Source organism: Paenibacillus puldeungensis (genome assembly GCF_042678945.1).
Lineage (GTDB): Bacteria > Bacillota > Bacilli > Paenibacillales > Paenibacillaceae > Fontibacillus > Fontibacillus puldeungensis.
In genome coordinates this window covers 143,761-160,016 of record NZ_JBHTLM010000007.1, presented here as the reverse complement: position 1 = coordinate 160,016, position 16,256 = coordinate 143,761, and the positions used below count along the sequence as shown (strand labels likewise).

At 48.0% G+C, this 16,256-nt stretch carries 14 protein-coding genes; 11 read left to right on the top strand and 3 right to left on the bottom strand.

All coding sequences use genetic code 11. From position 1 onward, the window contains the following. Nucleotides 1-117 precede the first annotated feature (117 nt). From ACFQ3W_RS11935 to ACFQ3W_RS11905, 7 genes are all read left to right on the top strand, one after another. Nucleotides 118-660 (top strand): NfeD family protein, encoded by a 543-nt coding sequence (locus tag ACFQ3W_RS11935; RefSeq protein WP_379319459.1) that lies wholly within the window; start codon nucleotides 118-120, stop codon nucleotides 658-660. After that, nucleotides 661-2,229 carry a flotillin family protein gene (locus ACFQ3W_RS11930; RefSeq protein WP_379319458.1) on the top strand — a complete coding sequence of 523 codons (1,569 nt, stop codon included), beginning with the start codon at nucleotides 661-663 and terminating at the stop codon, nucleotides 2,227-2,229. Nucleotides 2,230-2,468: 239 nt separating this feature from the next. Continuing rightward, entirely contained in the window at nucleotides 2,469-3,314 is an 846-nt protein-coding gene (glcT, locus tag ACFQ3W_RS11925; protein ID WP_379319457.1) for a glucose PTS transporter transcription antiterminator GlcT, read from the top strand. Between the two features lie 233 nt (nucleotides 3,315-3,547). Then, a complete protein-coding gene (ptsG, locus tag ACFQ3W_RS11920; RefSeq protein WP_379319456.1) occupies nucleotides 3,548-5,608 on the top strand; it encodes a glucose-specific PTS transporter subunit IIBC in 2,061 nt (686 codons plus the stop codon). A gap of 115 nt (nucleotides 5,609-5,723) precedes the next feature. Then, nucleotides 5,724-5,999, top strand: coding sequence for an HPr family phosphocarrier protein (locus ACFQ3W_RS11915; RefSeq protein ID WP_379319455.1), 276 nt, complete (start codon nucleotides 5,724-5,726; stop codon nucleotides 5,997-5,999). Beyond that, complete coding sequence (gene ptsP, locus ACFQ3W_RS11910; protein WP_379319454.1) at nucleotides 5,992-7,704, top strand: phosphoenolpyruvate--protein phosphotransferase; 1,713 nt, start codon at nucleotides 5,992-5,994, stop codon at nucleotides 7,702-7,704. Before ACFQ3W_RS11915 ends, ptsP begins: the two co-directional genes overlap by 8 nt. 180 nt (nucleotides 7,705-7,884) lie before the next feature. Further along, a complete protein-coding gene (locus tag ACFQ3W_RS11905; RefSeq protein ID WP_379319453.1) occupies nucleotides 7,885-9,420 on the top strand; it encodes a Ppx/GppA phosphatase family protein in 1,536 nt (511 codons plus the stop codon). Here the strand turns inward: ACFQ3W_RS11905 and ppk1 are convergent. Beyond that, on the bottom strand, nucleotides 9,380-11,485 hold the full coding sequence (gene ppk1, locus ACFQ3W_RS11900; RefSeq protein WP_379319452.1) for a polyphosphate kinase 1: 2,106 nt from the start codon (nucleotides 11,483-11,485) through the stop codon (nucleotides 9,380-9,382). The two genes, ACFQ3W_RS11905 and ppk1, sit on opposite strands and share 41 nt — an antisense overlap. Before the next feature lie 241 nt (nucleotides 11,486-11,726). On the opposite strand from ppk1, the gene ACFQ3W_RS11895 reads away from it, so the two are divergent. From ACFQ3W_RS11895 to ACFQ3W_RS11880, 4 genes are all read left to right on the top strand, one after another. Then, nucleotides 11,727-12,368 (top strand): 50S ribosomal protein L25, encoded by a 642-nt coding sequence (locus tag ACFQ3W_RS11895; protein WP_379319451.1) that lies wholly within the window; start codon nucleotides 11,727-11,729, stop codon nucleotides 12,366-12,368. A 233-nt stretch (nucleotides 12,369-12,601) separates the two neighbouring features. Beyond that, entirely contained in the window at nucleotides 12,602-13,309 is a 708-nt protein-coding gene (locus tag ACFQ3W_RS11890) for a DsbA family protein (RefSeq protein WP_379319450.1), read from the top strand. Between the two features lie 20 nt (nucleotides 13,310-13,329). Continuing rightward, the gene (locus tag ACFQ3W_RS11885) at nucleotides 13,330-13,791 is read left to right on the top strand and encodes a disulfide oxidoreductase (RefSeq protein WP_379319449.1); all 462 of its coding nucleotides are present in this window, start codon (nucleotides 13,330-13,332) and stop codon (nucleotides 13,789-13,791) included. Between the two features lie 77 nt (nucleotides 13,792-13,868). Next, nucleotides 13,869-14,777 carry a hypothetical protein gene (locus tag ACFQ3W_RS11880; protein ID WP_379319448.1) on the top strand — a complete coding sequence of 303 codons (909 nt, stop codon included), beginning with the start codon at nucleotides 13,869-13,871 and terminating at the stop codon, nucleotides 14,775-14,777. A gap of 242 nt (nucleotides 14,778-15,019) precedes the next feature. Here the strand turns inward: ACFQ3W_RS11880 and ACFQ3W_RS11875 are convergent, their stop codons facing one another. Further along, nucleotides 15,020-15,163 (bottom strand): hypothetical protein, encoded by a 144-nt coding sequence (locus tag ACFQ3W_RS11875; protein ID WP_379319447.1) that lies wholly within the window; start codon nucleotides 15,161-15,163, stop codon nucleotides 15,020-15,022. Between the two features lie 93 nt (nucleotides 15,164-15,256). Continuing rightward, nucleotides 15,257-16,138, bottom strand: a complete 882-nt coding sequence (locus ACFQ3W_RS11870; RefSeq protein WP_379319446.1) for a helix-turn-helix transcriptional regulator — start codon at nucleotides 16,136-16,138, stop codon at nucleotides 15,257-15,259. Nucleotides 16,139-16,256: the final 118 nt, after the last annotated feature.

Sequence of the window (16,256 nt, the reverse complement as noted above, 5' to 3'; positions counted from 1 at the left end):
TTTTTTTATTCATGACAAAAATCGGTTTTTTTGCATCACGAAACAAAATTATCCATATTACGTATTAATTATTTGTGTATGCACTTTTTTTACAGTAGAAAGGAGGGGCTGCGCGTAATGGAGGCTCTTTTCTGGGGCTGCTTTGTAGGAGGGGCCTTGTTTGCCATTATCAGCGCGCTGTTAGGCGATCTCATTGGAGGCTGGCTGGACGGGTTGCTTGATTTTACGTCGCTGGACTTTTTAAAGCCTGTAGTTACGGCTTCGGTCGTTACTGGTTTCGGTGGGGCCGGGATCATTTTAAGCCGTTACACAGGGTTATCTGCGGTGACGGTTGTTATTTTCGCGCTTCTCATCGCTGTGGTATTGGGGCTAATCATCTATTTTGCCTATGTAAAGCCGATGGAGAACAGTGAAAACTCAACAGCCTATTCAGAAGCGGAGCTTCCCGGCAAAGTAGGTGAAGTTACCGTGCCTATTCCCCAAGAAGGTTATGGTGAGGTGATGTTAAAGCTGGTTGGCGGCAATACACTTCATATTGCAGTCAGCTGGGATCGACGGGAGATTCCGGCAGGAACGATAGTCGTTGTCGTGGATGTCAAGGACGGGATTGTTCAGGTATCTGAGCTTTACGAAAATCAAAATTCAAAGGAGCTGGAGTAATTGTTAGAAGCAATTCCTGATTTTTTACTTATTCCGATCGTTGTCATCGTTGTGATTATCGTTCTGGGCATTGCATTCTGGGCTCGGTACAAAACGGTAGGGCCAGACGAAGCAATGATCGTGACAGGCTCATTTCTTGGAAGCCGAAACATTTCCGATGACCAGGCTGGAAGAAAGATCAAAATTGTACGCGGTGGCGGGGCTTTTATTTGGCCGATTTTTCAGAAAGCTGAATTTCTATCCCTCTTGTCCCATAAGCTTGATGTTATGACTCCTGAGGTGTATACGGAGCAAGGGGTTCCGGTATCAGCGGATGGTGTAGCCATTATTAAGGTTGGAAGCTCTATCGAGGATGTTGCCACTGCGGCCGAACAGTTCATGGGCAAGCCGATCGAAGCTCTCAAGGGTGAAGCACAGGAAGTGCTGGAAGGCCACTTGAGATCCATCCTGGGCTCTATGACCGTGGAAGAGGTATACAGAAATCGGGACAAATTCGCTCAGGAAGTACAGGGCGTAGCCGCGCGTGATCTCAAAAAAATGGGTCTGCAGATCGTTTCCTTCACGATTAAGGATGTGCGCGACAAACACGGTTATCTGGAGGCGCTTGGAAAGCCTAGAATTGCGGCTGTAAAACGAGATGCAGATATCGCTGAGGCGGAGGCGCTTCGCGATTCACGGATTCAGAAGGCCCTCGCCGAGGAGTCGGGGCAGAAGGCAGAGCTGCTGCGGGACACGAATATAGCGGAAGCTCAGAAAGAGAAGGAGCTGAAAGTAGCCGCCTTTAAGAAGGAGCAGGATACCGCCAAAGCGGAAGCGGATCAGGCTTATCATATTCAGGAAGCCCGGGCCAAGCAAACAATGGTCGAGGAGCAGATGAAAGTTGAGCTCGTTCGGAAAGAGCGAGAAATCGACTTGCAGGACAAAGAGATTATGGTACGTCAAAAACAATACGATGCGGAAGTGAAGAAAAAAGCTGATGCGGACCGGTATGCGGTCGAGCAGGCGGCGGAGGCCGAAAAGGCTCGCAAAATGCGGGAGGCCGACGCCTTGCAATACTCTATCGAAACGCAGGCGAAAGCATCGGCTGAGCAGAAGCGGCTTGAAGGCCTAGCGATCGCCGACGCCGAGCGGGCGAAGGGTACGGCCGATGCCGAGATTATACGCTTGCGTGGTCTGGCTGAAGCGGAAGCTAAGGAGAAGCTGGCTGAAGCGTTCCAAAAATTCGGGGAAGCGGCGGTTCTCGATATCGTCGTCAAGATGTTGCCGGAGCTGGCCGGGAAAATTGCGGGACCTTTGTCCTCGATCGACAAATTGACGGTGGTAGATACCGGGAAAGGGGAAGGCGCCGCGAGAGTCAGCAATTATGTTACGGAATTGATGGCTACGGCTCCGGATATGCTAAAGAGCGTATCAGGTATTGAATTGGATCGACTGATTCAAAGCTTTGCTAATGGAAAAGTAGCTCCCGCCGCGCTGTCACAGCAGATACAACCAGTAGAGCCAGTCTTAAAGCACGATCGTGATAAAGAAAGTGTTGCTCTGGAGAGTGCTGCCTCACAGGAAACGTGATCCTATTTGTCATTACGATATTTTGGCATTCGCTTGCTACCGGGTTTTCACTTGACAATTGGCGCAGTTACCTGTAATTTTTCATATGATAATAATTATTATAAGCGTCCCGCTTTACTAGCGAGGCGCTTTTGAAATTTGCGTCTGAAATACGTCTGAAGAAGTATCCCCCATTGCCTAAACGATAGACTATAATGGACGTGAACGGTTCGGAGATTAGGACAAGAAGAGGTGCAATCGTGAGCAGCCTACGCGTGGCGAAAGTGTTGAACAACAACGTCATTATAGCTAACCACCCGGAGCATAACGAGGTCGTTGTGATTGGTAAAGGTATCGGATTTAATCGCAAGACGGATGAGGTTATTCCGCTTGAAGCCGTTGAGAAAATGTTCATTCTGACGAATCAACAGGAACAGGAACAATATAAACAACTCGTCCCTCAAGTGGATGAGCAGTTAATCGAGATTATCGGTGAAATTATTACGCATATTTCTGAGAAAACCGAAACCGAGCTTAACGAGCATATTCATATCGCCTTAACAGACCATCTTGCCTTTGCCATTAAGCGGGCCGAACAGGATATCGCCTTTCATAACCCGTTTTTGTGCGAAACGAAAGAGATTTATCCGGTCGAGTATGAACTTGCCGAATATGCTATTGAGTTAATTCGTCGCAAGATGGGTATCGATCTTGGTGAGGATGAGATTGGCTTTGTAGCCCTTCACATAAACAGTGCAATCACCAACCGTCATATAAGCGAGGTACGAGGGCATGCTCAGCTGATTGCCGATTTGGTCGGAGTTATCGAAAATGAGCTGGAATTTAAAATCGCGAGAACCTCCTTGGATTATTCCCGGCTCCTCACTCATCTGCGCTTTGCGATTGAGCGGATCCGGCGCGGTGAGCAAATCGGAGAAGTGGAAAAACTTGAAATGCTGCTCAAACAGGAATATCCCGTTTTATATTCGTTAGCTTGGAAATTGACTAAAATTATGGAACAACGACTGAAAAAGCCAGTTTATCAGGCAGAAGTCAGCTACTTAACGATGCATTTGCATCGGGTTGCTCCTAAAAATGTTGACTAAATCGCTTGCATATGTCAAAAAGGTCTGCTATAATTCCTGTTGTTCATCAACAACAATTTCATAATCACAATGTGTAACTGATTCGATCAGGCATGAGTTGATAAAAGGTTTTGATTGTATCTTCCATTATCGGGGCATTATATCCCTTAACGAGAAGATCCTTTCTGACACTTTTTTGGCTCATGCTTTTTTTGTTGTTTGAGACACTAACGACTTAGCACAGGAGGGTGTTTATGTTTAAACGGTTTTTTGGTATTTTACAAAGAGTCGGTAAAGCGTTGATGCTGCCTGTTGCCCTGCTTCCTGCAGCAGGTCTTCTGCTGGGGATCGGCAACATGCTGGTCAGCCCGGAGTTTCTTGATCTAGTACCGGCTTTGGATAATGCTCCGGTTCATGCGGTAGCTACCGTCATGATGAATGCCGGACAAATTGTATTCAGCAACCTGGCTCTACTATTTGCCGTCGGCGTTGCCGTTGGCTTGGCTGGAGGGGAAGGCGTTGCCGGTCTAGCCGCGATCATCGGTTATCTCGTTATGAATGTAACGATGGGAACGGTTATCGGTATAACTCCTGCTATGATCGGTACCGATGCGGCTTATGCTAACGTGCTTGGAATTCCGACACTGGCTACGGGGGTTTTTGGCGGGATTATCGTCGGTATACTCGCAGCTTATATGTACAACCGATTTTTCAGAATCGAGCTTCCGTCGTATCTTGGATTCTTTGCAGGTAAGCGATTTGTACCGATCATGACGGCGGCTACGTCAGTACTGCTCGGCTTGCTTATGGTTATCATCTGGCCGCCGATCCAGCATGGATTGAACTCCGCATCTCACTTTATGCTGGAACAAAACCGGACACTGTCCGCGTTTATTTTCGGGGTGGTAGAACGTGCGCTAATTCCGTTCGGCCTGCACCATATTTTCTATTCTCCGTTCTGGTTTGAATTTGGTGAATATGTGAATAAGGCAGGACAACTCGTTCGCGGGGACCAACAAATCTTCATGGCTCAGCTGCGTGACGGTGTGCCGTTTACAGCCGGTACATTTATGACTGGTAAATTCCCATTCATGATGTTCGGGCTTCCTGCTGCGGCACTGGCGATTTACCACGAAGCTAGACCGGAACATAAAAAATATGTTGCCGGGATTATGGGCTCGGCTGCGCTCACTTCTTTTCTGACAGGGATTACGGAACCACTTGAGTTCTCGTTCTTGTTCGTAGCACCGGTGCTGTTCGCTGTGCATACGATTTTTGCCGGGTTGTCGTTTATGACAATGCATATTCTCGGCACCAAAATCGGGATGACCTTCTCCGGCGGTTTGATTGACTACCTGATTTTCGGGGTTATTCCAAACCGTACTCCTTGGTGGAATGTCATAATTGTAGGTTTGATCTTTGCGGTCATCTACTACTTCGGATTCCGGTACGTTATTCGCAAATTTAACTTGAGAACGCCGGGCCGAGAAGATCCGGAGGATGAAGAAGAGGGTACACAAGCACAGGGAGCGGTCACACAGGATGAGCTTCCACACAATATTTTGACTGCGCTTGGCGGTAAAGAAAACATCGTTCACCTCGACGCTTGTATTACCCGTTTGAGGGTTGAAGTCAAGGAGAAAGGTCAAGTCAGCAAAGACCGGCTCAAAAAGCTGGGGGCTTCCGGTGTACTTGAGGTTGGCAACAACATTCAGGCGATCTTTGGTACCCGTTCAGATACCATCAAATCGCAAATCGCCGACATTATGAACGGCAAAACGCCTAAAATTGAGCCGAAAACCACTGCGGTGAAGCCGGCCGAGGTCGAGCAGCAAGCAGCACAAGACGGCGATGCGATTATCCGTGAGGATATCGTAATGCCGGTAAACGGCGAGCTGATGGATATTTCCAACGTACCGGATCCCGTATTCTCCGAAAGAATGACGGGCGACGGATTTGCCGTACTGCCGCATGACGGTAAGATTGCGTCTCCGGTTTATGGTAAAGTGTTTAACGTTTTCCCGAGCAAACACGCCATTGGCATTATGTCGGACGGCGGAAAGGAAGTGCTCGTTCATATCGGGGTGAATACGGTCAAGCTGAAAGGCCAAGGTTTCAATATCCTCGTTAAGGAGGGCGACCTTGTAGCGGCAGGTCAACCGATTATGGAAGTGGACCTCGAATACGTGAAGGAGCATGCTCCGTCGATTATTTCACCGATTGTATTTTCCAACTTGCCGGAAGGTGCTTCGGTGAAGCTTCACAAAACCGGGAAGCTATCCATCGGTGAAGGTGACATTGTCACGATCGAGTAATTCGAGTCGATTGTTGATTCGAAACGCATATTAACAACTTATTAAATATGGTACCTCAAATTATTGAGGTACCGTTACAAATAAATCATTATGAACTGAAAGCGAGAGGATTAATATGGAAAGAAACTTTAGAATCACAGATGAAGACGGAATTCATGCACGTCCTGCTACAGCCCTGGTCAACACAGCCAATAAATTTAAAGGTGCTGAATCCTTTGCAGAAGCGAAAGGGAAAAAAGTTACTTTGAAATCGATTCTTGGCGTATTGTCGCTCGGACTTGAGAAAGGCGATACCATTACCCTGTTCGTGGATGGGGAAGAAGCGGCTGAAGCCCTTCAAGCGCTCACCGATGTTATGGTTAACGAAGGGTTAGGAGAAGTTAATGCTTAACATTAAAGGCATTGCCGCTTCGGCAGGCGTAGCGATCGCCAAGGCATTCAAACTGGAGCATCCGGATTACACGGTGAAGCGCCGGGATGCCCAGGATTCCGCTGCCGAGCTAGCGCGGTTGGATGATGCTCTGGCTAAATCTCAGCAGGAGCTTGAGGCGATTAAAGAGCGCACGCTTCAAGAGCTTGGCGAGAAAAAAGCGGAGATTTTCGAATCTCACCTGCTCATTCTAAACGACCCTGAGCTGCTTACACCGGTACGCGACAAAATCGCCGCTGAGAAGGTAAACGCTGAATTCGCACTGAATGAAACAGCAACGGAATTCATCACCATGTTTGAAAACATGAAAAGCGCCTATCTTCAGGAGCGCGCTGCGGATATGCGGGATGTGACCAAACGGGTGCTTACGCATCTGCTTGGGCTCACTTACGTAAATCCAGCTGATATCAGCGAAGAAGTCGTCGTCATTGCCGAGGACTTAACGCCGTCAGACACGGCCCAGCTTAATCGACAATATGTGAAAGGCTTTACGACCAACATTGGTGGGCGTACTTCCCATTCCGCCATTATGGCTCGTTCCTTGGAAATTCCGGCGGTCGTCGGAACCAAAGAAGTGCTTAGTAAAGTGAACAGCGGCGATCTCGTTATCGTTGATGGGCTGGATGGCAACGTCATTATAAATCCTACGGACGATGTAGTAAACGAATATACGCAAAAGCGTGAAAACCATTTGAAGCAAATCGAAGAGTGGAAAAAGCTGCGTGCAGTAGCTACTACATCGAAGGACGGCGTTCATGTCGAACTGGCCGCAAATATCGGAACTCCGAACGATGTTGCCGGCGTGCTGGAGAACGGTGGCGAAGGTGTTGGCCTTTATCGGACCGAATTTCTGTACATGGGGCGGACCGAACTGCCTTCCGAGGAAGTTCAATTCAATGCTTACAAGACCGTACTTGAAAAAATGGAAGGCAAACCTGTCGTTGTAAGAACGCTGGATATCGGTGGCGATAAGGAGCTGCCATATCTGGATTTGCCGAAGGAAATGAACCCGTTTCTCGGTTTCCGGGCTATTCGTCTGTGCCTGGAGCAAACGGATATTTTCCGTACGCAGCTTCGTGCGCTCCTTCGGGCCAGTGTCTACGGATCGTTACGGATTATGTTCCCGATGATCGCTACGCTGGATGAATTCCGCGCCGCCAAAGCGCTGCTTCTGGAAGAGAAGGAGAAGCTGGCTGCCGAAGGCGTCAAGGTATCTGAGGAAATTCAGCTCGGCATTATGGTGGAAATTCCATCAACGGCGGTTTTGGCCGACCAATTTGCGAAGGAAGTAGACTTCTTCAGCATTGGAACCAACGACCTAATTCAATACACCATGGCAGCGGACCGGATGAATGAACGCGTTTCCTACTTGTATCAGCCATATAATCCGTCGATTCTGCGCCTCGTCAAAATGGTGATTGATGCAGCTCATAAAGAAGGCCGCTGGGCGGGAATGTGCGGCGAAATGGCTGGAGATGCGACAGCAATTCCATTATTGCTTGGTCTTGGCCTGGACGAGTTCAGCATGAGCGCGACATCGATTTTGCCGGCCCGTTCACAAATATCCAAGCTGTCCAAGAAGGACATGGAGGAGCTTGCTGCCAAAGCGCTGCAAATGCAAACCGCACAGGAAGTCGTTGAATTGGTTCGGGGGATCGGCGAATAAAACTCGAAGGTGAGCTTTAGGATAAACTAGTCTTTTCCAAATGTTTTTGCAGGGTTTCCAAAGCCGGCGCTTACACAGCGCCGGTTTTTTTCAATATCAAGGTAGGGCCGGTTTATTTTTTACCGTTTTTGGGATAAAGTGAACTTAAAACTTACTTTATGTGATAACAGGAGCATATTCATGGAGAACAATCGCACGATGATCGGCATTATTGACATAGGGTCCAACTCCATCCGGCTGGCCATTTATGAAACAACTTCGCAAGGGGAGTACAGACTGGTCAACGAAAACAAAGAATCCGCACGATTAAGTGAAAAGATAACGAGTGACGGAGTATTGGAAAAGCGCGATATTTTGTCCATTGTCCCGATTCTTGTCCAGTTTCGAGATATTTGTCGTGTATACGGCTGTCAAAAGATTCGGGTAGCTGCTACGGCAGCCATCCGAAACGCCTCCAATGCGGACCAAATCGTGGAGCTGCTGACGGAAAAGACAGACCTTCAGGTAGAACTGCTGTCCGGCGAACAGGAGGCATATTTCGGGTTTGTCGGCGTAGTCGGAGGGATGGAAATGGACGATGGCTTCATTATTGATATTGGCGGAGGCAGTACGGAAATTACGTTATTCCGCGATCGAAAATTGCTGCGAAGTATCTCTCTCCCGCTTGGGGCGGTTAATGCTCAGTTGAAGTTCGGCGATAAAGATTCTTGGACCACTTCTGAGGTGGAAGGTCTAAAGTCGGAGATCGAGCGAATGCTTGCTGGGGTGCGTTGGGTCACGGCCCACCCGGAGCTTCCTTTAATCGGACTCGGCGGAACGATTCGAACACTCGGCAAGCTGAATCAGCGAAAACAAAAATACCCGCTGCGTGTTGCGCATCACTATAAGCTAGAGCGGGAGAGTATAGAAAGTTTTGCTGATACGTTGCCTTACATGCCACTTGAAAAGCGTAAGCGAATCGACGGATTGTCAAAGACGCGATCCGATATCATCGTTCCAGGTACGATCATCCTGCAAATGGTGTTCTCGCACATCGGAGCAAGCCATTGTCTAGTCAGCGGGACAGGAATAAGGGAAGGCCTATTGCTTGATATGCTTGGAATTGGTGTCCCTTCGCCTTCTGAAGTGCTGCCAAGGCAGACACGATCCCTGCTTGCTTTTCATAACGTTGCCCCAATGGCTCATTTCGAGCAGGTCAGCCACTTTGCCAAGCAGCTGTATGATTTAATGGTGGACGAGACGGAGGAGCCTGGTACGAGAAAGCTAATTACGACAGCCGCTATGCTATACAAAATTGGTAGCGGGATCCGCTATCACCAATACGATAAACACACCATGTACTGGTTAATGAATGCACCTCTAGGCGCGCTAAATCACCGTGAGGTCGTGTTATGCGGTTCTATAGTAGATTACGTAACCAATCATGGAAAAAGAATGGGTACGAGTGAATACCGGAGTCTGCTGCAGGAGCGGGACACAGAACTGATCAGCAAACTGGGTACGCTTTTGGAGCTTGCCATCGCTTTGGATATTAGCGAAACGCAATGCATACAGAGTATGAATGCCAAGCACGAGCATGGAGCCCTTCTGCTCAAACTAAAATGCCGCAGCCAGGCTTACCTGGAAACCAGGCAGCTTGAGGCTGCGGCAAAGAACTTCAAGAAGATTTGGGGCATCAAGTTGGAGTGGGAGATTCAAAATGCTTCCACGCATTGATATCCAGAGCAGCAAATTGGCTCCGGCAGGAAGGCTGGCGGCTTGTGATCGGTTCGTATTTTCCGTTTTGGATCAGCAACTTCGCTTTTACATTGTCGGAGAGCGACAGCATTAGAATCTGGACCAGCGTCTCGCGGGTATCCTTCTTGGAAACCGGGCACATCAACTCTAAGCGCCGCGTTAAATTCCGCGTCATCCAATCGGCACTGGAGAGCCAAACCTCTGGATGCCCGCCATTCTCGAAGTAATAAATTCGCGAATGCTCGAGAAAACGGTCCACTATGCTCCGCACATTGATTCGCTCACTGAGTCCCTCGACGCCGGGGCGCAGGCAGCAGACACCGCGAACGATCAAATCGATGTTCACGCCGACCTGAGAAGCGGCATACAGCTCATCAATCATCTCCTGGTTGGACAAGGAGTTCATTTTGGCGATGATACGGGCCTGCCTGCCTGCGGCTGCATGCTCCGCTTCCCGGCGGATCAGCGTAAATAGCTTGTCCTTCATATCCGTCGGAGCAACCGTAATGGCCTGCCACTGATCGGCTTCCGAATAGCCGGTAATCAAATTGAACAGCTGTGACGCATCTTCCCCGATCTTCGGATCGGTCGTGAACAATCCAATATCGGTGTAGAGCCGTGCGGTGATATCGTTATAATTGCCGGTTCCGACATGGACGTAGCGCTTGAGGTCCCGTCCTTCCTGACGTACAACAAGCAGTATTTTGGCATGGGTCTTCAGCCCGACCAATCCGTATACGACATGACATCCAGCCTTCTCCAGGGTTCGTGCCCAGGCGATGTTTCGCTCCTCATCAAACCGGGCTTTCAGCTCCACGACAACGGTAACCTGTTTGCCGGATTCTGCTGCATGAGCCAGAGCCTTGATGAGCGGTGAATTGCCGCTGACCCGGTACAGCGTCATCTTGATTGCCATGACGGCCGGATCCTCTGATGCTTGGCTGATAAAATCGGTAACAGCGTCAAAGCTTTCATAAGGGTGGTAAACGAGTACGTCACGTTGCTTTAGAACCTCGAAGTAATCTTCTTCCTCATCAAATTCCCGCGGGTAAACCGGATCAATTTGCGGATAACGCAGTTTTGGATAACCTTTTACCAATCCAGGCAGCTTACCGAGAAAGCTCAGGTCCAGTGGCCCGTCGATTTCAAAGATCGCATCGGTAATTTCGAACTCATCCTCCAACACTTCGAGTGCATAGGGATGAATGCCTTTTTGAATCTCCAGTCTAACCGGTGCACCCCAGCGGCGCTTTCGCAGTTCCTTCTCAATCTCTTCGAGCAAATCCTCGGCTCCTTCTTCATCGATCGCCAGGTCGGCGTTGCGCGTCAGCCGGAATTCATGCACTGCGAGCGGAATGTAACCGCTAAAGAGCGTTTGTATATGGTGACGAATGAGCTCTTCGATCAAAATGAAAGTTTGTTTTTTACTATTGGAGTGGTGTGGTAAAGGAATAATTCGAGCCAGATTAGACGGTATTTGTACGATAGCAAAATAGGGTTCCTGCTCTTCTTCATCCACTAGCTGCTCTTGCTCCCGTTGTAAGACGACGGCGAGATAAACGAAGCCGGTATGCACGAGAGGAAATGGTCGACTCTGGTCCACGGCCATCGGAGTAAGCACCGGAAAAATGATATCGTGGTAGTAGGTTTCCATCGATTTTCGCTGCATCGAATTCAGCTCGTCATATTTCAAAAACAAAATATGCTCCTTGCCCAACTGTCTCGATAGCTCGCGAAAGGTCCGGTATTGCTCTCCCACCATCGCCGAGATCCGTGAGATTAGGCGTTTGTACAATCCAGCCGGCGTATATCCCGTAAAATCTGTCTTGGTATAACCCGCCCGGATTTGATCTTGAATACCGGCTACACGCACACTCATAAACTCATCCAAATTACTCGAAACGATCGACAGAAATTTGGCTCTTTCGAGCAGAGGTGTTCCGGGGTCTTTTGCCTCCATGAGCACCCGACGGTTGAACTCGACCCAGCTCAGATCGCGATTTAAATATCGGGAACCCTGTTTGTTCGATTCTACTAGCGCCATTGATACACGACCTCCGTTTTGCGGTAGACAAACATATGTATGGGGGTAAACAATATATCTTCTATTTTACTATGAACAGGCGTCACACAACACTGACTTTTGTAAAATCTGTGTAAAATTTATAACTCTATGTAAATTTTTTTGAAAAAAATATTAAAAACCTGTTAACTTGGTCTCAAATGTGGGTAATAAACGTTATGGCGTTTAATTACGCCGGTCAATTCAAGGAGGTTGTTGCAAGATGAGTACGAACCATCACTCGTTTCATTTGGATGTCACGCCAAGAACGGAGTTTACCCGTTCATCGCTGCACCAGCTAAGACAAAGCGGCCGAGTTCCTGCCGTAATTTATGGGGGCGATTCCGGAAATCTGGCGGTTCATGTAGATGTCAGAGAGCTTGTGAAGGTAGTCCGTACTGGAAGATCGGAATTTTTCGACCTGAAGGTAGAAGGTGGGCATAGTTTTCCGGTTCTGATTAAAGAGATTCAACAAAGAGAAGGGAAAATTATCCACGTCGATTTTCAACAGGTTTCAAAAAATAAAACGATTCGCGTAAAAATGCCGGTGCACTATACAGGTACGGCGAAAGGGACAAAAGTAGGCGGCGTGCTGCAAATTCAAGCCACGGAGCTTGAAGTAGAAGGACTGCCTGACGTTTTGCCGGCAAGCATCGAGATCGATATCTCCGCTCTGGATGCAGGGGATAAATTGCTGGCTGCAGACGTTAAGCTTCCAAAAGGCTTGATTATGCACGAGCAAGCGGATGAACTGCTCGCTTCCATCGTAATGACTCGTATGTCCGATGAAGACACCGAATTGGAGGCAGCAGGTACGGAAGCTGCTCCAGCGGCTGAAGCGAAACCAGCTAACGCAGCGCAGTAATTAGTCGCAGTAATCATCAACTGTTCACTGCTAGAAAATAGCAGTTGTGAATTATAAACATCACATGGCGGGCTGTCTCTTCGTAGAAATATTGGGAGGGGACGGCCCCTTTTATATTCTTATCAACGTGTACACTGTTCTCAAACGACCTTTGCTTGACGGAATTTGCATTTGTAACTAGAATGGTTGCAGGATAATAAAGATTTTAATTTAGCGAGGAAAGAAGGGTTCAAATGCCGCCGAAAACCAATAACAACGCTTTGGCTCAGCGTAAAAAAGAGCAGCTCAAGCAGAAGCAAAAAACAAGACGCCTGATCTGGTTCACGACGGTAGGGGTAATACTTGCGCTTATTATCGTCGCGGTGTTGATTCAACCAAAATCCAAGGCAGCCGAGTTTGACTATGCCAGCCTACCTGTATTGGGCAGTCCTGACGCATCGGTGAAGATTGTAGAATTCGGGGACTTTAAATGTCCGGCCTGCAAGCAGGTGAATGAACTCATCAAACCGCAGCTTCTCAAGGACTACATCGATCAAGGCAAGGTTGCTTTCTATTTTGTGAATCTTCCTTTTATTTCGCCTGATTCCTATACGGCCGCCCTGGCAGTTCAATCCGTGCATCATCAAAACGCAAAGGCTTACTGGAATTATTTTGACGAGGTTTATAAAAACCAAGGCGATGAGCAGGTCGAGTGGGCAACGGCTGATTTTCTTGTGGACCTAGCTAAGAAAACCAACTTGGAAATAGATTACGACAAATTGAAGCAGGACATCGTGGATAAAACCTATAAGAGTGAAGTGGACGCGCAATATGCGCTTGCGGACAAGCTGAAGGTCGACAGTACGCCGACATTTTTCATTAATGGTCTGGTATATCCCGCCGATCTCGGGGACTACAGCGCGCTGAAAAAATATATTGATCACGAGCTGGAAGGTAAATAAATTGAGGGGGAGCAGGCGCGATGCGGGCATTTTTTAAAAATTACGGTATTTATCTTGCCTGGCTGGTTTCGCTCGTCGCTACGGCGGGAAGTTTGTACCTAAGCGAGGTATTGCATTATGAGCCTTGCAAGCTGTGCTGGTTCCAACGCATTTTTATGTATCCTCAGGTGATCCTCCTTGGTATTGCAGCCTACCGCAACGACCGGAACATTATTACATATGCGATCCCGCTAAGCGCCATAGGTGGCTCGATTTCTTTGTATCATTATGCGGAACAGAAAATCCCGGGACTGTCGCAGTTACTTCCTTGCAAAATAGGTGTGCCTTGCGGTGTCGATTATTTGGGCCAGGGCTGGCTAGGGTTTATTACCATACCTTTTATGGCGTTGGTCGCATTTATTTTGATCATTCTATGCTTGCTTGCTGCGAGACGAGAAGCTCCTCAATTTGGGGAGGATGCCTCCGAGGATGAAATGGCTTAAATTAGAGGACGACGCTAGTTCGGTAGGCCGCAACCTTTTTAACGATGTGTTCGTTTCTTTGGTGGGGGTGTTATTCAGTGAATAAAGGTATGAAAAAGATCGGATTATTGATCTTCGCTTTATTGTTTACGCTAATGTTTGCCGCTTGTAGTAATGACGGTTCAAATACCAGTGCAAATAGTGGAAATGAAGCTTCTGGCAACGGGAGAAGTCAGCACGCTTCCGAGCATTCCTCCAAGCCACAGCACGGATTGGGGACGTTCGTGGGGATGGTTGACAACCACTCGATAGAGATTGAAATGAACGGTCAGCCTACCGTTTTTCAAATCGATGAGAAACTGGCCTCTGAGGTTAAGAATATCAAGCAAGGTGCTTCCGTCACTTATGTGTATTACGAGCAGGTTACTCAAGGCAGCGACCCGATCAAACAGCTTGTGCTGAACAAGATTACGGTATCCGCCGGCGATAGCGGTAAGACGGTTAAAGGAGAGGGCTCGGAGGATGGACTGCCGCCTGCGAAAAAACTTGCAGTCGAGCTGGAAGGGGTTAAAGAGGAGCGAAACGCCAAGCTGGTGAAGGGACATGGATATGGACTGTACCTGTTTGACGGGTTTTCGTTCGATGCCGCGACGAATCAGCTTCAGATGGATTATGATCCTAAGTACCATGTGGAGATTGTGAAGCTGCCCTCTGACTACAGCGTAGAGGAGTTTTCGAAGGAGGCTAAATCCGAGCTGTCGAAGACGGGGAAGGTGGAGGAGCGAAAGGGCGATGAAATTGATAAGACGATGCGCGACGCTTCTCTGTTTTTGATCGCCAGCAGCGATACTCTAACACAGGAGTATATCTTGAAGGAGATTGACGGACAGGCCTACGCTTTTAAGGTAAACATGCCCCATGGTGAAGCATCTGAAGGATTTGGTCCGCTGGCATTTGCTTCATTGAATTCGATCGTGAATCTATCCAACCTGAAAGATCATTCGTGAACCTAATTCATTTTAATCCTATGGGGGATTGCGTCTTAAGCGGCACAGTGTAGTTCCTCCTAAATGTATTTTGTACATTTATTTTTGACTTTTGGGCGTACCCTGCATAGACAACTGCAAAAAGTGCATCTAAATCGTGGCCAATCTACATGGCTCTTCGTTATTAAACAGTTTAGATGCACTTTTTACAATTAAGTAATCAAAGACGGGATAAAATTCAAATTTAGATGTAGAAAATACAGCTATTCAGCTTCCAGATCCGAAACTTTAGATTGGCTCTTCTTTGTTACACATATTTGGGCCTGCAGCAGTGAGGTTTTCTTATCTGGATAAATAGCTAATGCAATTAAATCCAAGTTGTAGATCATAAATATCGTTGTTATCATTACCGCGTCCTCCGAATAAAAAAATGAAGAACAAAACTAGGAGCTAAATTATAGTCCTAGTTTTATTTTTTTCGTTCAGGATATATGGTTCGCTTATAGGGCGAACTGTTTGCGAAACTCCCGCGGCGAGCATCCGTTGCGAAGCGTAAAACGGTTGGAAAAGTAAGGCGTGCTGCTGAACCCTACATATGCGGCGATTTCCGCGATCGGCCATTCCGTTTTCAGCAGAAGCAGCTTGGCCTGCTCCAGACGGTAGTAGGAGAGATAGTCGCCCGGCGTCATGCCGTATACCTGCTTCATGCAGCGGGTGATGTAGTTGTAATGAAAGTGCAGCGCATTGGACATCTGCTCGCTGTTCAGCTCCGAGCGGTAGTTGCTTTTGATATAGGCCTCGGCTTTCTCGGCTACGGTAATTGCGGGTGAAGCATAGGATTCGATCTGCCTCAAATCCATCGCGCGAAGCATTTCTTCGAAGAGCTGCTGCCGGCTCCAGAAGGCGCTCGATTGCCGTTTGACCGAATATTTCAGCAGTTGACGGAACAAGCGATACGTTTGCTCCGGGTAAGGCATGCTCCACATTTTGGGCAACTGAAGGGAGTAGGGAGGGGTCAGAAAGCGCTTGTTGTGGTCCTCAGCATCCGGATAAGGAAAAGGGGACTGCTCGACCGGAAGCTGCTGCCAGGAGCAAACGGTGTGGAAATGGAGCCAGTAAAAAGCCGTAGGCTCTTCACACGGCCGCACCGCATAATGGTACTGGTTCGGCAGCAGAATCAGCGATTGGCCTGCTCCCAAAGCCCACTGCTGCTCGGCTTCGCCGATGTGAAGTGTGCCATATTCGATTGCGATGAAGTCAAAAATGCCGATATTCCGCCGACTGGGATGCTCTTCCCTAGGCTGGTAAACGGTATAGCCGCACCCCAGAAAATAAGGAATAGGCGGCGCCATCATATGGATTATCTGCTCTGCTCTATACATATGAAAACTCCTTGGAAAATGAGTGTGAAATATTATAACTATTAGGTTGAGGACATTCGTATTTTCAACAAATTATATACGATAAAATAGTGAATGTCAGTATGATAAATCAAAAAAA